At 68.3% G+C, this 18,704-nt stretch carries 7 protein-coding genes and 9 pseudogenes; 8 read left to right on the forward strand and 8 right to left on the reverse strand.

Annotated features, from left to right (window positions below; translation table 11 throughout):
• Positions 1-27: 27 nt before the first annotated feature.
• Positions 28-1,416, reverse strand: coding sequence for a signal recognition particle protein (gene ffh / locus ACHMXE_RS37700; RefSeq protein ID WP_395348838.1), 1,389 nt, complete (start codon positions 1,414-1,416; stop codon positions 28-30).
• Between the two features lie 158 nt (positions 1,417-1,574).
• On the opposite strand from ffh, the gene ACHMXE_RS37705 reads away from it, so the two are divergent.
• From ACHMXE_RS37705 to ACHMXE_RS37740, 8 genes and pseudogenes are all read left to right on the forward strand, one after another.
• Positions 1,575-2,354, forward strand: coding sequence for an inner membrane protein YpjD (locus ACHMXE_RS37705; RefSeq protein WP_395348839.1), 780 nt, complete (start codon positions 1,575-1,577; stop codon positions 2,352-2,354).
• A gap of 9 nt (positions 2,355-2,363) precedes the next feature.
• Positions 2,364-2,616: pseudogene (locus ACHMXE_RS37710) on the forward strand (PP0621 family protein).
• Positions 2,617-2,644: 28 nt separating this feature from the next.
• A pseudogene (locus tag ACHMXE_RS37715) lies at positions 2,645-4,352 on the forward strand (nitrogen regulation protein NR(II)).
• A gap of 4 nt (positions 4,353-4,356) precedes the next feature.
• Positions 4,357-5,946 (forward strand): annotated as a pseudogene (locus tag ACHMXE_RS37720) (sigma-54-dependent transcriptional regulator).
• Positions 5,933-6,554: pseudogene (gene ampD / locus ACHMXE_RS37725) on the forward strand (1,6-anhydro-N-acetylmuramyl-L-alanine amidase AmpD). Before ACHMXE_RS37720 ends, ampD begins: the two co-directional pseudogenes overlap by 14 nt.
• A 345-nt stretch (positions 6,555-6,899) precedes the next feature.
• Positions 6,900-9,818, forward strand: a pseudogene (locus ACHMXE_RS37730) (ribonucleoside-diphosphate reductase subunit alpha).
• 214 nt (positions 9,819-10,032) lie between these two features.
• A pseudogene (locus ACHMXE_RS37735) lies at positions 10,033-11,256 on the forward strand (ribonucleotide-diphosphate reductase subunit beta).
• A gap of 176 nt (positions 11,257-11,432) precedes the next feature.
• Entirely contained in the window at positions 11,433-11,978 is a 546-nt protein-coding gene (locus ACHMXE_RS37740; protein WP_395348840.1) for a histone H1-like DNA-binding protein, read from the forward strand.
• A gap of 102 nt (positions 11,979-12,080) precedes the next feature.
• Here the strand turns inward: ACHMXE_RS37740 and ACHMXE_RS37745 are convergent, their stop codons facing one another.
• The 7 genes and pseudogenes from ACHMXE_RS37745 to ACHMXE_RS37775 all read right to left on the reverse strand — a co-directional run bounded on the left by ACHMXE_RS37745 (position 12,081) and on the right by ACHMXE_RS37775 (position 18,656).
• Entirely contained in the window at positions 12,081-12,986 is a 906-nt protein-coding gene (locus tag ACHMXE_RS37745; RefSeq protein WP_203204423.1) for a carbohydrate kinase family protein, read from the reverse strand.
• A gap of 69 nt (positions 12,987-13,055) precedes the next feature.
• A complete protein-coding gene (locus ACHMXE_RS37750; protein ID WP_395348841.1) occupies positions 13,056-14,615 on the reverse strand; it encodes a zinc-ribbon and DUF3426 domain-containing protein in 1,560 nt (519 codons plus the stop codon).
• 103 nt (positions 14,616-14,718) lie between these two features.
• Positions 14,719-15,588: a 50S ribosomal protein L11 methyltransferase gene (gene prmA / locus ACHMXE_RS37755; RefSeq protein WP_395348842.1), complete on the reverse strand. Its 870-nt coding sequence runs from the start codon at positions 15,586-15,588 to the stop codon at positions 14,719-14,721.
• 15 nt (positions 15,589-15,603) lie between these two features.
• A pseudogene (gene accC, locus ACHMXE_RS37760) lies at positions 15,604-16,954 on the reverse strand (acetyl-CoA carboxylase biotin carboxylase subunit).
• 2 nt (positions 16,955-16,956) lie between these two features.
• Positions 16,957-17,415: pseudogene (gene accB, locus ACHMXE_RS37765) on the reverse strand (acetyl-CoA carboxylase biotin carboxyl carrier protein).
• Between the two features lie 100 nt (positions 17,416-17,515).
• Positions 17,516-18,060 (reverse strand): annotated as a pseudogene (locus tag ACHMXE_RS37770) (TlpA family protein disulfide reductase).
• On the reverse strand, positions 18,057-18,656 hold the full coding sequence (locus tag ACHMXE_RS37775; protein WP_203204417.1) for a hypothetical protein: 600 nt from the start codon (positions 18,654-18,656) through the stop codon (positions 18,057-18,059). Before ACHMXE_RS37775 ends, ACHMXE_RS37770 begins: the two are co-directional and overlap by 4 nt.
• Positions 18,657-18,704 lie beyond the last annotated feature (48 nt).

Consider the following 18,704-nt stretch of genomic DNA (forward strand, 5'->3'; position numbering starts at 1 on the left):
ATCCATCTCTCTATATATGTACGCGGCTCAGAACGGCAGCTTCGGCCCGCCGGGACCACCCATCCCGCCCATGCCCTTCATGCCGCCCATCTTCTTCATCATCTTCATGAGGCCGCCGCCCTTCATCTTCTTCATCATTCCCTGCATCTGCTCGAACTCGTTGAGCAGGCGGTTCACTTCCTGAACCTGCACGCCCGCGCCGGCAGCGATGCGGCGCTTGCGCGTGGCCTTGAGCAGCTCGGGCTTGCGGCGCTCCAGCGGCGTCATGCTCTGGATGATCCCTTCCTTGCGGCGGATGTCGCGCTCGGCGCGCGTCATGTCGGCCTCGCTGGCCTTGGCGGCCATCTGCGTGGGCAGCTTGTCCATCAGGCTCGAGAGGCCGCCCATCTGCTTCATCTGCTGCAGCTGGCCGAGGAAGTCGTTGAGGTCGAAGCCCGCGCCGCTCTTGACCTTGGCCGCGAGCTTCTGCGCCGCCGCCACGTCGACGCCGGCCGTGACCTGCTCGACCAGCGCGACGATGTCACCCATGCCCAGGATGCGGCCCGCATGGCGCTCGGCGTCGAACACCTCGAGGCCGTCGATCTTCTCGCTCACGCCCGCGAACTTGATCGGCACGCCCGTGACCTGGCGCACCGACAGCGCCGCGCCGCCGCGCGAGTCGCCGTCGGTCTTGGTCAGGATGATGCCGGTGAGCGGCAGCGCCTCCTTGAAGGCGCGCGCCGTGTTGATCGCGTCCTGGCCCTGCATGGCGTCGACCACGAACAGGGTCTCGACCGGGTTCAGCGCGCCGTGCAGCTGCTGGATCTCGGCCATCAGCACCTCGTCGATCGCGAGCCGGCCGGCCGTGTCGACCAGCAGCACGTCGAAGAAGTGGCGCTTGGCGTGGTCGAGCGCGGCGCGCGCGATGTCCAGCGGCTTCTGGTCGGGCGTGCTCGGGAACCATTCGGCGCCGGCCTGCTTCGTGACGGTCTTGAGCTGCTCGATGGCGGCGGGCCGGTAGATGTCGCCCGAGACCGTGAGCACCTTCTTCTTGCGCTTCTCGATCAGGTGCTTGGCGAGCTTGGCGGTGGTGGTGGTCTTGCCGGCGCCCTGCAGGCCGGCCATGAGGATCACCGCCGGCGGCTGGGCCGCGAGGTTGATGTCCGAGACGCCCTCGCCCATGGTGGCGGCGAGCTCGCGGTTGACGATGCCCACCAGCGCCTGGCCCGGCTTGAGCGAACCCAGCACTTCCTGGCCGAGCGCCTTTTCCTTCACGCGGGCGACGAAGTCGCGCACCACGGGCAGCGCCACGTCGGCTTCGAGCAGCGCCATGCGCACTTCGCGCAGCATGTCCTGCACGTTGCTTTCGGTGATGCGCGCCTGGCCGCTCATCGTCTTGACGAGGCGGGAGAATTTTTCGGTGAGAGCGCTGGCCATGGAGGGGATGCCTTGCTTGCTGCCCCGCTGCGGCGGGACGGATGGGAGAAGTCGCGGGAGACGGGTAGGAGGGAAGCTGGCGCGCGGCACCCGGAAATGCAAGGGTGAGCGGCTAAACTCCGATCGATGATTTTAGCGATCCCCCTCCCCCACTCGGCGTGGCGCTGGGCATCGCCGCCGCGGCCGCCTACGGTTTTGCCGCTGCCGCAGGCGCCCGGCTGAGCCGCCAGGCCACCCAGTGGGCGCTCGGCCTGGCCTGGCTGCTGCATGCCGCGGTGCTCGGCCATGGCCTGGTCGGCCACGAACCGCGCTTCGGCTTCGCGCCCGCCCTGTCGGTCACGGCCTGGCTGGTGCTCACCGTCTACGCGGTCGAAAGCCGCATGTACCCGCAGCTGCAGGTGCGCCGCGCGCTGGCCTGGCTCGGCGCGGCGGCGGTGCTGCTCGCGATCCTCTTTCCCGGCACGCCGCTGCACGTGTCGGCCTCGCCCTGGCTGCCGCTGCACCTGGCGCTGGGCATCGCCTCGTATGGCCTGTTCGCCGCCGCGGTGGTGCACGCCTGGCTCACGACCCGCGCCGAGAAGCAGATCCGCCTGGCCACCGAGCCGCAGGGCGGCGTGCCGCTGCTGACGCTCGAACGCCTCACCTTCCGCTTCGTGACGGCCGGCTTCGTGCTGCTGTCGGCCACGCTGCTGGCCGGGCTGCTGTTCAGCGAACAGCTCTACGGCGCCGCGGGCCGGGCCTGGAAATGGGACCACAAGTCGGCCTTCTCGGTGCTGGCCTGGATCAGCTTCGCGGTGCTGCTGATCGGCCGCGCGCGCTTCGGCTGGCGCGGGCGCACCGCGCGGCGCGTGCTCTACGCGGGCTCGGCGCTGCTGCTGCTGGCCTACGTGGGCTCGCGCTTCGTGCTCGAAGTGGTGCTGGCGCGTCCGCCGGCCTGAAGACACCTCATGAAATACCTTCTCGTCCTCGCGGTGGTCTGGGTCGCGATCTGGCTCTGGCGCAAGAACCGCCGCGAAGAAATGCAGGAGCGCGCCGCCCGCACGCCGCGTCCGGCCGCGCCGCCCGCGGTGGGCGCGCCGCAGGCGATGGTTCGCTGCGCCCATTGCGGCCTGCACCTGCCCGCGAGCGACGCGGTGCGCGGCGCCGACGGGCACCCCCTTCTGCAGCGCCGCGCACCGGCAGGTCGCCGAGCGCGCCTGAACGGCGCCGAGCCGGCTTCGTCGCAGCGATGGGCAGCAGCTCCTCCCTCTGGGCCAGCGGCGAACCGGTCACCGACTGGGACGTGCTGGAGCCCGGCGCGCGCGAGAGCGCCGCGCTGCTGCGGCTGTGGCGCGGCTTCATGGGCGCGCGCTGCTTCGTCGCGCTGGTGCTGGTGCTGCTGCAGGGCGTGAGCTTCGCGCTCGGCCAGACCATGCAGCCGATGGCGGTGGCGCTGTCGGCAAGCTACCTCGCGGCGGCCGCGCTGGGCGCGCGCTACGTGCATTTCGAGCCGCCGATGCGCCGGCTTCGGCGCCACCTGGATGATGAGCACCGGCGTCGACCTCGCGGTCTTCGCGGCGCTGCAGGTGACGCAGGGCGGCAACATCAACTACACGCCGCTGTTCGCGCTGCCGGTGCTCATGAGCGCGGTGCTCGGCACGGTGATGGTGAGCATGGGCACCACCGCCACCGTCACGCTGCTGCTGCTGGCCGATGCCGCCTGGCACTGGGTGCAGCAGCCCGGCGACTCGCCCGCGCGCTTCGTGCAGGCGGCGCTCACGGGCACCGGGCTGTTCGTGGTGGCGCTGCTGGCGCACGAGCTCGCGCGGCGACTGGCGCGCGAGGAGGCGGTGTCGCAGCACAACCGCAGCAGCGCGCAGATGCAGGCGCAGGTCAACGACCTGGTGATCGAGACGCTGAGCGAAGGCGTGCTGGTGATCGACGCCGAGGGCCTGGTGCATGCGGCCAACCCGGCGGCCGACGCGATCCTGGGCCAGGGTCTGGGCCAGTTGCGGCTGCCCTTCCCGCTGCATGCCCAGCCGGCCTGGCATGCGCTGGCCGCGCTGGCGCGCCAGACCTATGCGCGCCGCGAGCCGCAGACCGAGGAGATCCCGGTCGCGCAGGCGCGCGGCGCGGCGCGCGAGGTGCGCGTGCGCACCCGCCTCACGCCCTCGAGCGACCGGCGCATGGGCAGCCTGTGCGTGATGTTCCTGCAGGACCTGCGCGAACTCGAGGCCCGCATCCGCACCGAGAAGCTGGCCGCCATGGGCCGCATGTCGGCCGCGGTCGCGCACGAGATCCGCAACCCGCTGGCCGCCATCACGCAGGCCAGCGCGCTGCTCAACGAGGACCTGACCGATCCCGCGCACCGCCAGCTCACGCACATGGTGCAGCACAACGCGCAGCGCCTGGCGCGCATCGTCGACGACGTGCTCGACGTCTCACGCGCGCGCCAGCAGCGCGTGCTGTCGCTCGGCGAGCAGGTGGTGCTCGATCCCACGGTGCAGGCGCTGACCGAGGAATGGATGCGCCAGACCCAGCGCAAGGGCGTGACCGTGGCGCTCGACGCGCCGGGCGCCGAGGTGCGCTTCGACGTCGAGCACCTGCGCCGCCTGCTGGTGAACCTGCTCGACAACGCGGCGCGCTACGCGAGCCTGCGCGAGGGCGCGATCCAGGTCGTGACCACGCTGCAGCGCGCGGGCAGCCCGGGCCGGCCGACCCTGCAGGTCTGGAGCGACGGCGCGCCGCTCGAGCCGGCCGTGCAGCGCCACCTGTTCGAACCCTTCTTCTCGTCGGAGAGCCGCTCGAGCGGGCTCGGCCTGTTCCTGTGCCGCGAGCTGTGCCGACGCCACGGCGCGGCCATCGGTTACGAGCGGCGCGCGCTGGCGGCCGACGGGCCCGAGGGCAACGAATTCTTCGTCGGCTTCGCCGCGAGCGAAAACCGGCTGACACAATAGCGGCGTGAGCAGCTCCCATCCGCCCTCCCAGCGTCCCGCGCAGATCCTCGTCATCGACGACGAACCCGACCTTCGCACGCTCTACGAACTCACGCTGCTGCGCGAAGGCTACCGGGTCGAGGCCGCGGGCAGCGTCTCCGAAGCCTGGCAGCACCTCGAGGCCACGCGCTTCGACGCCGTGATCACCGACATGCGGCTGCCCGACGGCCAGGGCATGGAGATCATCCAGCGCATCCAGAGAACCAGCGCAGCGAGCGCTGCGTGGTGATGACCGCCTACGGCTCGGCCGAGAACGCGGTCGAGGCGCTGAAGGCCGGCGCCTTCGACTACCTCACCAAGCCGGTCGACCTGAAGCAGTTCCGCGCGGTCGTCGCCTCCGCGGTGCAGGCGCAGCAGCAGCCGCCGGTCGCGCAGGCCGCCGTGCGCCCGGCCAAGGCCGCCGATGCGAACGACGGCACATCGGCGCTGGCCGCCGCGGGCAGCGCGGGCGCGTCCGCGCTCGATCGGCTGGTCGGCGATTCGGGAGCCGATGCGGCTCGTGAAGTCGCGCATCGCCAAGGTGGCGCGCGGCATGGCACCGGTGCTGGTGCGCGGCGAGTCGGGCACCGGCAAGGAGCTGGTCGCGCGCGCGGTCCATGCGTGCAGCCAGCGCAGCGACGGCCCCTTCGTCGCGGTGAACTGCGGCGCGATTCCCGAGAACCTGCTCGAGGCCGAATTCTTCGGCGCGCGCAAGGGCTCGTACACCGGCTCGGCGCAGGACCGCGACGGCTACTTCCAGGCCGCGCGCGGCGGCACGCTGTTCCTCGACGAGATCGGCGACCTGCCGCTGGCGATGCAGTCCAAGCTGCTGCGCGCGATCCAGGAACGCAGCGTGCGGCCGATCGGCTCCACGCAGGAGGACGCGGTCGACGTGCGCATCGTGAGCGCGACCCACAAGGATCTGCACGCCGAGGTGCAGGCCGGCCGTTTCCGGCAGGACCTGTTCTACCGGCTCAACGTGATCGAGATCGCGGTGCCCGCGCTGCGCGAGCGCCGCGAGGACCTGCCCGCGCTGTGCGTCGCGCTGCTCGCGCGCATCGCGCAGGACGGCGGGCTGCCCGCGCCGCGCCTGTCGGATGCGCTGCTGCGGCAGCTCGCGCAGCATCCGCTGCACGGCAACGTGCGCGAACTCGAGAACCTGCTGCACCGCGCGGTCGCGCTGTACGACGGCGACGAACTGCAGCTCGACCTGATGGATGGCGCGCTCGGCGGCGGCTGGATGGCGGCCGCGCCGGGACCCGCCGCGCCGCACGCCGCGACGACCGCGGCACCCGTCACGCCCCCCGAGGTGTTCGAAGCGAAGCCCGTCGTGGCCGCGCCGCCGCCCGCGCCGCGGCCCGTGGTGCCCACGCCGCTGCCCTCCGACCTGCAGGCTTACCTCGACCAGCAGGAGCGCGAGATCCTCGTGCGCGCGCTGCACGAGAGCGGCTTCAACCGCACGGCCGCGGCCGCGCGCCTGGGCATGAGCCTGCGCCAGATCCGCTACCGCATCGCCCGCCTGGGCATCAGCACGCCCAACGGCGACGATGGCGCGAGCAGCCATGTCGACGACTGAAGACGGCGCGCGCGCCACCGGCGGCGATGCGCTCTGGCGCGACGGCTGGTACCGCTTCGCGAAGGCGCTGCCCTCGCCCAACTTCGGACCGCGCCCCGCGGCCGCGCGCGAGCGCATCGACCTCGTCGTGCTGCACTCGATCAGCCTGCCGCCCGGCGAGTACGGCGGCGACGCGGTGCAGCAGCTCTTCACCAACCGGCTCGACTGGGACGCGCATCCTTACTTCCAAAGCATTCGTGGCCTCGAGGTGTCCTCGCATTTCTACGTGCGCCGCAACGGCGAGCTCTGGCAGTTCGTGAGCGGCGACGACCGCGCATGGCATGCGGGCGTGTCGTCGTGGCGCGGCCGGGACAACTGCAACGACGACTCGATCGGCATCGAGCTCGAGGGCCTCGAGGGCGGGCCGTTCGAGGACGCGCAGTACCAGACGCTCGCGAGCCTCGCCGCGGCGATCGCGCAGCACTATCCGATCGCGCACATCGCGGGCCACGAGCACATCGCGCCGGGCCGCAAGCAGGATCCGGGGTGCCGGCTTCGACTGGCATCGGCTGCGCGATCACCTCGGCTGGAGTCCACACGTGTTTCCCTCGCAGGTGGTGGACCGCTAATTTTTTCAATCGCTGCGCGCCACGCGATGCCCCGGGCTCGTCGTGCAGCGATCGCTCCATTCGCAAGCGCGATGCGTCGCGACCATGCGCCCTGCAGGCCCAAATCGCCTCGAAAGCCGCATGGAACGTGGGTTGCGAGGATGATCCACTGTTCATGCGGCATGGATGGCCGCGCAGCGCGAAAACAGGTTTCTGCTCCCTCTTGAAGCCTGATGGAAAACGCTACATCTAGTGGGTTGTACCCCCGGCACCCTAAGATATAGTGTGTCCCGTCCGGCCTCAGAGCCGACGCAGCGGCCCCAGCAGCGCCGCTCATCCAACGAATTGCCAACCGAGAGGAAGCGAATGCAAACAGCACTGAATACTCCACCGCCGCGCGTGCCATCCCCTCCACGCCGCCCCCAGTCCCCCCGCGATACCGCCGGTTCGCCCACCGGACAGAACCTCGCGCACTACCAGATCATCCGCCGCAACGGCGCCGTGGTCCCGTTCGAGCCCAACAAGATCGCGATCGCGATGATGAAGGCCTTCCTGGCCGTGCACGGCACCCAGGGCGCGGCCTCGGCCAGCGTGCGCGAGACCGTCGACGCGCTGACGCAGGCCGTCGTGAAGGCGCTGGTGCGCTCGCGTCCGGGCGGCGGCACCTTCCACATCGAGGACGTGCAGGACCAGGTCGAACTGGGCCTGATGCGCGGCGGCCACCAGGAAGTGGCGCGTGCCTATGTGCTTTACCGCGAGCGCCGCACCCAGGAACGCGCGAAGCAGGGCGAGCAGGATGTGCAGGTCGCGGCTCCCGCGCTGCACGTGCTCGACCGCGGCGAACGCGTCGCGCTCGACGTCAGCGAACTCAAGGGCCTGATCGAATCGGCCTGCCAGGGCCTGGGCGACAGCATCACGGCCGCGCCGATCGTGGCCGAGACGATGCGCAACCTGTACGACGGCGTGCCGCTCGACGAGGTCTACAAGGCCTCGATCCTCGCGGCCCGCACGCTGATCGAGAAGGATCCCGACTACACCTTCGCCACCGCGCGCCTGCTGCTGCACACGATCTTCAAGGAGATCATCGGCCGCGAAGTCATGCCCGTCGACCGCGCCACCGCCTACGCCGACTACTTCCCCGCCTTCATCAAGAAGGGTGTCGAGAACGAGCTGCTCGACGAGAAGCTGCTGCAGTACGACCTGCCCCGCCTGGGCGCGGCGCTGAAGGCCGAACGCGACAACCAGTTCGACTACCTCGGCCTGCAGACCCTGTACGACCGCTACTTCCTGCACGTGCGCAGACCGCATCGAGCTGCCGCAGGCCTTCTTCATGCGCGTCTCGATGGGCCTGGCGCTCAACGAGATCGACCGCGAAGCCCGCGCCATCGAGTTCTACGAAGTGCTGTCGTCCTTCGACTTCATGTCGAGCACGCCGACGCTGTTCAACAGCGGCACGCTGCGCTCGCAGCTGTCGAGCTGCTACCTGACCACCGTGCCCGACGACCTCGACGGCATCTACGAGTCGATCAAGGAAAACGCGCTGCTCTCGAAGTTCGCGGGCGGCCTGGGCAACGACTGGACCCGCGTGCGCGCGCTCGGCAGCCACATCAAGGGCACGAACGGCGAATCGCAGGGCGTGGTGCCCTTCCTCAAGGTGGTGAACGACACCGCCGTGGCCGTGAACCAGGGCGGCAAGCGCAAGGGCGCCGTCTGCACGTACCTCGAAACCTGGCACCTCGACATCGAGGAGTTCCTGGAGCTGCGCAAGAACACCGGCGACGACCGCCGCCGCACGCACGACATGAACACCGCCAACTGGATCCCCGACCTGTTCATGCGCCGCGTGATGGAGAAGGGTTCCTGGACGCTGTTCTCGCCTTCGAACGTGCCCGACCTGCACGACCTGTTCGGCGCCGACTTCGAGAAGGCCTACGTCGCCTACGAAGAGAAGGCCGCGCGCGGCGAGATCAAGCCCAGCCGCACCGTCCAGGCCACCGACCTGTCGGCGCAAGATGCTCACGATGCTGTTCGAGACCGGCCATCCCTGGATCACGTTCAAGGACGCCTGCAACGTGCGCTCGCCGCAGCAGCACGCCGGCGTGGTGCACTCGTCGAACCTCTGCACCGAGATCACGCTGAACACCAGCGACACCGAAACCGCGGTCTGCAACCTCGGCTCGGTCAACCTGCTGCAGCATCTGAAGGACGGCAAGGTCGACCAGGAGAAGCTCAAGAAGACGATCTCGACCGCGATGCGCATGCTCGACAACGTGATCGACATCAACTACTACGCCGTGAAGAAGGCGCGCGACTCGAACCTGCGCCACCGTCCGGTCGGCCTGGGCCTGATGGGCTTCCAGGACGCGCTGTACGACCTGCGTATTCCCTACGCCTCGCAGGAAGCCGTGCAGTTCGCCGACGAATCGATGGAAGCGATCTGCTACCACGCCTACTGGGCCTCGACCGAGCTGGCGCGCGAGCGCGGCAACGCTCGAGCTACAAGGGCTCGCTGTGGGACAAGGGCATCCTGCCGATCGACTCGCTCGACCTGCTCGAGAAGGCACGCGGCGGCTACGTCGAGGTCGACCGCTCGTCGACCCTCGACTGGGACGCGCTGCGCGCCAAGATCAAGGCCGACGGCATGCGCAATTCGAACTGCGTGGCCATCGCCCCGACCGCGACCATCTCGAACATCATCGGCGTCGACGCCTCGATCGAACCCTGCTTCGGCAACCTCTCGGTCAAGTCGAACCTGTCGGGCGAATTCACCGTGATCAACCACTACCTGGTGCGCGACCTCAAGCGCCTGGGCCTGTGGGACGACGTGATGGTGATGGACCTGAAGCACTTCGACGGTTCGCTGCGTCCCATCGACCGCGTGCCGCAGGACGTGAAGGCGCTCTACGCCACCGCGTTCGAAGTCGAGACGACGTGGCTGGTGGAAGCCGCCGCGCGTCGCCAGAAGTGGATCGACCAGGCGCAGTCGCTGAACATCTACATGGCCGGCGCCTCGGGCAAGAAGCTCGACGACACCTACAAGCTCGCATGGCTGCGCGGTCTGAAGACCACCTACTACCTGCGCACGCAGAAGCGCGACGCACGCCGAGAAGTCGACGGTGCAGTCGGGGCCGCCTCAACGCGGTGTCCTCGGGCAACGACGCACCCTCGGGCATGAGCGCACTCGAGGCAGCGGCCGCCGCGGCGAAGGCACAGATGAGCGCGATCCCCGCGACCGACATCGCCTTCTGCGGCGTCGACGATCCGACCTGCGAAGCCTGCCAGTGATGCACGCAGCGCACCGCGAACACAGCGCGGTGCGCTGCGCTACGAAGAGTGAGGCGCATGCGATGTCGTGCGATGACGGAGGCCAGTTGAAGGCATTGACCGACATCGCGCGATGCATGCGAGCAACATAACAACCACATAAATGGAGTGCGATGTAAACAGGCACTTTGCAACTCACATCGTTGCTCGGATAATTTGAGCATTGGATTTTTCTATGTTGACCTGGGACGAAGAAGTCAAGCCCTCCTTGCCAAAGGACATGCAACAAGGTTTGCATCACCACCCCTCGACCGGCGTCGCCGCCGGCCGTGCGGTGGATGTGTCGGCTTCATCGATGGCACAACCTTCGCTGCAACCCGTGCAGCAGCCTGCCCGCCAGGCCGCGCCCGCATCGAGCGGCGCGAGCGCTCCGGCTGAAACGCGCCGCGTCAGGGCCGCCGACAAGCGCATCATCAACGGCGAGACCGACGTCAATCAGCTGGTGCCGTTCAAGTACAAGTGGGCGTGGGAAAAGTACCTCGCCACCTGCGCCAACCACTGGATGCCGCAGGAAGTGAACATGACGCGCGACATCGCGCTGTGGAAAGACCCGAACGGTCTGACCGAAGACGAGCGCCGCATCGTCAAGCGCAACCTCGGCTTCTTCGTCACCGCCGACTCGCTGGCCGCCAACAACATCGTGCTGGGCACCTACCGCCACATCACGGCGCCCGAATGCCGCCAGTTCCTGCTGCGCCAGGCCTTCGAGGAAGCGATCCACACGCACGCCTACCAGTACATCGTCGAGTCGCTCGGCCTGGACGAGCGAGATCTTCAACGCCTACAACGAGGTGCCGTCGATCCGCGAGAAGGACCAGTTCCTGATTCCGTTCATCGACGCGATCAGCGACCCGAACTTCAAGACCGGCACGCACGAGACCGACCAGACGCTGCTCAAGTCGCTGATCGTGTTCGCCTGCCTGATGGAAGGCCTCTTCTTCTACGTCGGCTTCACGCAGATCCTCGCGCTGGGCCGCCAGAACAAGATGACCGGCGCCGCCGAGCAGTACCAGTACATCCTTCGCGACGAATCGATGCACTGCAACTTCGGCATCGACCTGATCAACCAGCTCGAAGCTCGAAAACCCCGGCCTCTGGACGGCCGAGTTCAAGGCCGAGATCAAGGCGCTGTTCATGCGCGCCGTCGAGCTCGAATACAAGTACGCCGAAGACACCATGCCGCGTGGCGTGCTCGGGCGTGAACGCTTCCATGTTCAAGGGCTATCTGCGCTACATCGCCAATCGGCGCGCGCAGCAGATCGGCCTCGAAACGCTCTTCCCGAACGAGGAAAATCCGTTCCCCTGGATGAGCGAGATGATTGACCTGAAGAAAGAGCGCAATTTCTTCGAGACCCGCGTGATCGAATACCAATCGGGTGGTGCGCTCTCCTGGGATTGAATATTTCGATAACAATAAATGAATTCAAGAATTGCCCTTGCCACCGACTGCGCCGAAGAGCGCGGCATGGACGAGGGCTCAGGTGTTCATGGTGCTGGAGCACGGAATCCAACGCCATGAATCACTCCAGCGCTACCAACATGCGCGGAGTGCTTCAATAGGTTGATTTTTTCAACTTGATCAAGGAGAAAACAGAAATGGCAACTGCAAAGAAAGCACCGGCTAAGAAAGCCGCAGCGAAGAAGGCTCCGGCCAAGAAGGTCGTAGCGAAGAAGGCTCCGGCCAAGAAGGTCGCCGCCAAGAAGGCTCCGGCAGCCAAGAAGGTCGCTGCCAAGAAGGCTCCGGCCAAGAAGGTCGCTGCCAAGAAGGTAGCCGCGAAGAAGGTCGTCGCCAAGAAGGCGCCGGCGAAGAAGGCAGCTCCGGCCAAGAAGGCCGCTGCGAAGAAGGCGCCGGCGAAGAAGGCCGCTGCCAAGAAGGCGCCTGCGAAGAAGGCTGCCGCCAAGAAGGCTCCTGCCAAGAAGGCTGCGGCCAAGAAAGCCGCGAAAAAGCCCGCTGCCAAGCCTGCCGCTGCTGCCAAGAAGCCTGCTGCGAAGAAGGCTGCCAAGGCACCCGCCAAGGCCGCTGCCGCTGCGCCCGCCCCTGCTGCGCAGACGACGCTGAATCCCAGGCAGCCTGGCCGTTTCCCACGGCCAGCAAGCCCTGAGTTTTCTCGGCAGCCCTGAAAAGGCATCAAGCCCGGCACCGCAAGGTGCCGGGCTTTTTCATTGGGCAAAGATAAACGCGAAGCGGAAAGGCGGTGGCATCCACCGCCATGCCATCGCTCGTCAAGCCAGGCCGAGTGCCTGGCGATCGATCTGGTAGTTCTGCGGGCCGCGCTGCGCGATCTTGAGCGCGCCGACCTGGTTGCCGAGCGCCGCGCACTGCGCGAGCGGCCAGCCCTTCTCCAGCCCGAACAGCAGCGCGCCGCGCCATGCATCGCCGCAGCCCGTGGGCTCGATCACCGCGGTCGGCACCACGCCCGGCACATGCTCGCGCTCGCCGTTCGTCCACACCTCGCAGCCCTCGGCCGCGAGCGTGACCACGAGGCCGCGCACGCGCTGCGAGATCTCCGCCAGGCTCCAGCCCGTGCGCTGCGAGAGCATCTTGCCTTCGTAGTCGTTGACCACGACCCAGCTCGCGAGCTCGACGAAATGCTTGAGCGCCTCGCCGTCGAACATCGGCAGGCCCTGGCCCGGATCGAACACGAAGGGAATGCCGGCGGCCGCGAACTGCTCGGCGTGCTGCAGCATCGCCTCGCGGCCATCGGGCGCGACGATGCCGAGACGGATGTCCTCGCGCGCCGCGATCTTCGTGATGTGCGCCTGCTGCATCGCGCCCGGATGGAAGGCGGTGATCTGGTTGTTGTCGGCGTCGTTCATGATCATCGCCTGCGCGGTGAACGTGTCGTCGAGCTGGCGCACGAACTCCGTGCTGATGCCCAGCGAACGCATGCGCTCGATGTAGTCGGCGCCATCGCTGCCCAGCGTGGCCATCGGCAGCGCCGTGCCGCCGAGCGCGTTGAGGCTGTAGGCGATGTTGCCGGCGCAGCCGCCGAAATCGCGGCGCAGGCTCGGCACCAGGAAGGACACGTTGAGGATGTGCAACTGGTCCGGGAGGATCTGGTCGGCGAACCGGCCCTCGAAGGTCATGATGGTGTCGAAGGCGAGGGAACCGCAAATCACTGCTGCCATGGGCTGATCCGTTGAGGTGAAGAAAAAGGAAGGAAGGCGCGGACGCGCAACCGGCGGCTCGCCGCGGGCCTAGGGATAGAAGGCCTCGACGCGATAGCCCGCGATTGGCGGCAGGGCCGCGGCCTCGGTCGCCGTCAGCGTCATCGGCAGCGAGGCCGCGCGTTCGCCGCGCGCCGCGAGCACCGTTGGTGCGCCATAGTCCGCCGGCGAGAGCACGCGCCGCACCACGGCACGCTCCTGCGTGTCGAGCAGCACCAGCTCGATCGACGGCATCGCGAGCGGCACCGCGGCGTTGCTGCGCAGGTTGAAGCTGAAGCGGTAGTCGTTGCCGCCGCTCTTCTCGCGCGCGAAGGCGGCGCCTTCGATGACGATGTCGCCGATGCGGCGCAGCGGCGCGAGCTCGCAGCCCGTCGCCTGGCACAGCGCGGCGAGCGCGGGACGCAGCGAGGGCTGGCGCGCGACGATGCCGTCGCGCTCGTGACGCAGGATCTGCACGACCAGCAGCAGGCCCGCGAGCACCGCGAGCGCGATCAGCGCGCGGCGCTTGCCGATGCGCTGCCAGAGGGATGTCGGCCGATCGTCGCGCTCGTCGTCCTCGGCATCGTCGACGAAGCGGTGCGCCGCGCGATCCTCGGTCTCGTCCGCCGCGTCGAGCACGGTGGCGAAGGGGGGCGGCGCGGGGTCCTCGCTCCGCGCGCGCGCCTCCTGGTCGTCGCGCTCCTCGCGCGCCTTGGCGCTGGCGGCGATCTTGGCCGACTTGGCGCGCGCCCGGCGCAGCGCCTTCTGCATCTGCAATCGGTCCCGATCGTCGCCCGTCTCGGGTGCGTCGGCGTCGTCGCGCTCGAGCTCGGTGTCCTCGTCGCTGTCTTCGTCGGAACCGGAACGGCGCAGCGTCGCGAAGCCCGCCGGCCTTTCATTCGACGGCGCCGCGCTCGCGCTGGAGCGACGCGTCCACACCGCGGGCAGCGGCGGCACCGGCGCGGGCGGCGGCGATGGTGGCGCGGCGAGGTTGAGGTCGATGTCGGGAAACGGCGGCAGCGAACTCGGCGGCGGCCGCCATTGCGGCTCGCGCACCTCGAGGTCGGACCAGGGCTCGTCGGCGACGATGCCGTGCGCGGGCAAGGCGAAGTCCGCGCCGTCGCGAGCCACCGGGGACTGCGGCTGCGCGGAAGGCGGTGGCGGCTCGGACCGTGCCGGCGACAGGTCTTCGTTGACCTCGTCGTCGAGGAAGTCGGACTCCTCGACCTGCGGCGGGGCCGGCGCGAAGGAAGGTGGTGCCGACAACTGGTCGAGTTCGCCGACAGGCTCGTGCGATGGCGGTGCGGCCGCGCCGGCGGGCGCATCGAATCCGAAGCCGCTGTCGACGGAAGGACTGACAGGTGCCGACGGCGTCGAAGCCTCGGGCGCCGCGCTCGGCACGACCGCGGGCGCCGATGGCACCTGCACCTGCGGCGACGCGACACCACTGCCCGACCCAACGACCCCATCCGGCGTCTCATGAAGATCGAGCGTCGCATCGAACACATGGCTGCAGCGACCGCAACGCACCCACCCGTCCGAAATCCGGAGCTGGTCGCGAACCACCTTGAAGGTGGTGGCGCAGGCGGGGCAACGCGTGACGAGGCTCATGAGGGGGGCGATTGTAGGGTTGGGCCCTCGGCGCGACGCGATGCCGGCGGCGCCGTTTGCGCCGGGGAGAGCCCCCGGCGCGAGCGCGTTCAGCGGCGTGCCGTCATAGGATCCAGCCGTCCTCGCTGTCGCTGACTTCGAGCGCCACGTAGGGCGCGTACGCTTCCTTCAGCTCGTCGGCCTGGCGCTCGAGGATGCCGGCGAGCACCAGCGAGCCACCGTTCGCCACGCGCTCGCACAGCAGCGGCGCGAGCACCTTGAGCGGGGTCGCGAGGATGTTCGCGAGCACCGTGCCGTACTGGCCCTGCGCCGCCTCGGGCAGGCCCGCGTTGAGCGTCACGCCGTTGGCCTCGGCATTGAGGCGCGTCGAGCTCACGGCAGCGTCGTCGATGTCGACCGCATCGATCTCGCTCGCGCCGTACTTCGCGGCACCGATGGCCAGGATGCCGGAGCCGCAGCCGTAGTCGAGCACGCGCTGGCCCGCGAGCGCGCCGCGGGTGGCGATCCAGCGCAGGCACATGCGCGTGGTGGGATGGGTGCCGGTGCCGAAGGCCAGGCCCGGATCGAGCCGGATCACCTGCGTGGCCTGCGCCGGCGCCTCGTGCCAGCTCGGCACGATCCAGAACTCGGGCGTGATCTCGACCGGCGCGAACTGCGACTGCGTGAGCCGCACCCAGTCCTGGTCCTGCAGCTCGGCGATGCCCAGCAAGGTGCAGCCTTCGAAGAAGTCCTGCAGCGCGAGCACCGAGCCCGCGTCGCGCGCCAGTTCCTCGGTGGCGAACAGCGCGATCACGCGCGAGCGCTGCCAGCCCTCCTTGGGCGGCGGCATGCCGGGCTCGCCGAACAGCGCCTGCTCGGCGTCGGTCTGCGCGTCGGCATCCTCGACCGAGATGCTCAGTGCGTCGAGCGCATCGAGCGCATCGCCGAGGGACTCGATGCGTTCCTCGGGGGCCAGCAGGCGAAGTTCGAACATGGCGGGCGGGACGGCTCAGCGCTTGTGCGCGGCCAGCCACTCTTCGAGGTAGTGGATGTTGGTGCCGCCGGCCATGAACTTGGCGTCGACCATCAGCTCGCGGTGCAGCGGAATGTTGGTCTGGATGCCTTCGATCACGGTCTCGTTGAGCGCGGTGCGCATGCGCGCCATGGCCTGCTCGCGGGTGTCGCCGAAGACGATGATCTTGCCGATCATCGAGTCGTAGTTCGGCGGCACGAAGTAGTTGGTGTACGCATGCGAATCCACGCGCACGCCCGGACCGCCCGGCGGATGCCACATCGTGATGCGGCCCGGCGACGGCGTGAACTTCCACGCGTCCTCGGCGTTGATGCGGCACTCGATCGCGTGGCCGTGCATCTGGATCTGGCGCTGCGTGAACGGCAGCTTCTCGCCGGCCGCCACCATGATCTGCGTCTTGACGATGTCGATGCCGGTCGTGAGTTCGGTCACCGGATGCTCCACCTGCACGCGGGTGTTCATCTCGATGAAGTAGAACTCGCCGTTCTCGTAGAGGAACTCGAAGGTGCCGGCGCCGCGGTAGCCGATCTTCTTGCAGGCGGCCGCGCAGCGTTCGCCGATCTTCTCGATCAGCTTGCGCGGAATGCCCGGCGCGGGCGATTCCTCGATCACCTTCTGGTGACGGCGCTGCATCGAGCAGTCGCGCTCGCCGAGGTAGACCGCGTTGCGGTGCTTGTCGGCCAGCACCTGGATCTCGACGTGGCGCGGGTTCTGGAGGAACTTCTCCATGTAGACCGAGGGATTGTTGAAGGCCGCCGCGGCCTCCGCCTTGGTCATCTGGATCGCGTTGATCAGCGCGGCCTCGGTGTGGACCACGCGCATGCCGCGGCCACCGCCGCCGCCCGCGGCCTTGATGATCACCGGATAGCCGATGGCGCGCGCGATGCGCTTGTTGGCCGTGGCGTCGTCGGAGAGCTCGCCGTCGGAGCCGGGCACGCAGGGCACGCCGGCCTTGATCATGGACTGCTTGGCCGAGACCTTGTCGCCCATGGTGCGGATGTTCTCGGGCGTCGGCCCGATGAACTGGAAGCCGCTCTGCTCGACGCGTTCGGCGAAGTTGGCGTTCTCGCTCAGGAAGCCGTAGCCGGGGTGGATCGCCTCGGCATCGGTCACTTCGGCCGCCGAGATGATGGCCGGCATGTCTGAGGTAGCTCAGCGACGAGGGGGCCGGGCCGATGGAGACGGCTTCCTCGGCCAGCTTGACGTACTTGGCCTCGCGGTCGGCCTCGGAATAGACCATCACGGCCTTGATGCCGAGCTCGCTGCACGCGCGCTGGATGCGCAAAGCGATCTCGCCGCGGTTGGCGACCAGGATCTTCTTGAACATGGTCACTCGATGATGAACAGCGGCTGGCCGTATTCGACCGCCTGACCGTTTTCTCCGAGGATCTGGGTGACGGTGCGGCCTTGTCGGCCTCGATTTCGTTGAGGATCTTCATCGCCTCGATGATGCAGAGCGTGTCGCCCTCGTTGACCTTGCTGCCGACCTCCACGAAGGACGGGGCGCCCGGGCTCGCGGCGCGATAAGAAGGTGCCGACCATCGGCGACTTCACGGCATGGCCGGCGGGAGCGGCCTCGGCCACGGGAGCAGCAGCGGGAGCCGCCGTTCCGGCGGGGGCTGCGGCCGGCGCCGCGGCGGGTGCCGCCAGGGTCTGCACGTACTGAACGGGAGCGGCACCGCCACCCTTGACGATGCGGACCTTGCCTTCGGTTTCAGTGATTTCCAGCTCGGAAATATTCGATTCGGACACCAGATCGATCAGTGTCTTGAGTTTGCGCAGATCCATGGGACTCCAGTGCCGGGTTTTCCGGTTATTAGGATACAACTAGGCCGAACATCGTTGATTGTCGGCTTTCGGCGGTTAACGCCGACCTGTGTATCTAATTCTAACTGTGAACGAGTTCACGTCGCCAACCCTCCAGGTCGGCCTCTTCGAGCTTGCCCATTTTACGGGCCGCCACCGAACCGTCGGCGTTCAGCACCAGCGTGAACGGCAGGCCGCCGCCGGTGTTGCCGAGATTTTGACCAGTTCTGTGCCCTGCAACCCAGCCAATCCGGTCGGATAGGTGACCGGCGTGCGCTGCAGGAACTTGCGCACCGCGCTCGGCTGATCGATCGCCAAGCCGACGACTTGCCAGCCGTTGGCACCATGATCGCGAAAGAAGCGATCGATCATCGGCATTTCTTCCACGCACGGCGGGCACCAGGTGGCCCAGAAGTTGAGCAGCACCGGCTTGCCGCGCAGGCTGGTCATGGCGAGCTCGCCGCCCTCGGGCCGCTCGAAGCGCTGGGCCCAGAAGTCGGCGCCGAGCATCTCTCCGGCCGTGCCGCTGCCGCGATGGCGCCACCAGGCACCACCGAGGCCGGCCGCGGCGGCCACCACCGCCACGCCGCCGTACAGCAGGCCGCGTCGTGTGGTCGAAGAAGTCATCCGTTGTCCTTTTCTCTTTCAATCAGCCGCCGCAGCGCCGCCAGATCGCCACGCGGCGTGCGGCCCTGGGCATCGGGCTTGAGCGCGCCGCGCAGGTCGTCGAGGTCGTAGACCAGCAGATGCACGCCGATCTCCTCGCCGAGGGCCCGGCTCGGCGCGTGCACGCTCAAGGCCTCGACCTGCTCGCCGTGGAAGCCGGTCACCATGCGCGGCTCGTAATCCACGTGATGGTCGATCAGCGCGATCTCGGCCGACTTCGAATCATCGCAGAACAACTGAATATAAATGTCTGACAGCCGGGTGGCCGTGCCGTGCCAGACGGCGCCGCCCACATGGGGCCGGAACACGGCCATGCGCTCCATCCATTCGAGCGCCAGCAGGCGCAGCGCCTGGAGTTCCCTGGGCTGGGTGTCGGCGCAGAACAGCGCGATGTAGTCGCGCACCTCGGCCTCCACCTCGTCGTTGTTCGGCAGCGCGGTGCGCGCCGACAGCCCCAGGTCGCGCAGCGCGCGGCGCTTGGCGGGGCCGTATTCGAGTCCCTCCTCGACCACGAGACGGGCGGCGGTGGCGGCGATTTCGCGCTTGGACGTGTCCATCGGGCCATTTTGCCCGCAGAGCGTGGTCCATACGATGAACATCAGTAC

It is taken from the genome of Variovorax sp. UC122_21, assembly GCF_044056785.1.
Classification (GTDB): Bacteria; Pseudomonadota; Gammaproteobacteria; order Burkholderiales; family Burkholderiaceae_C; genus Variovorax.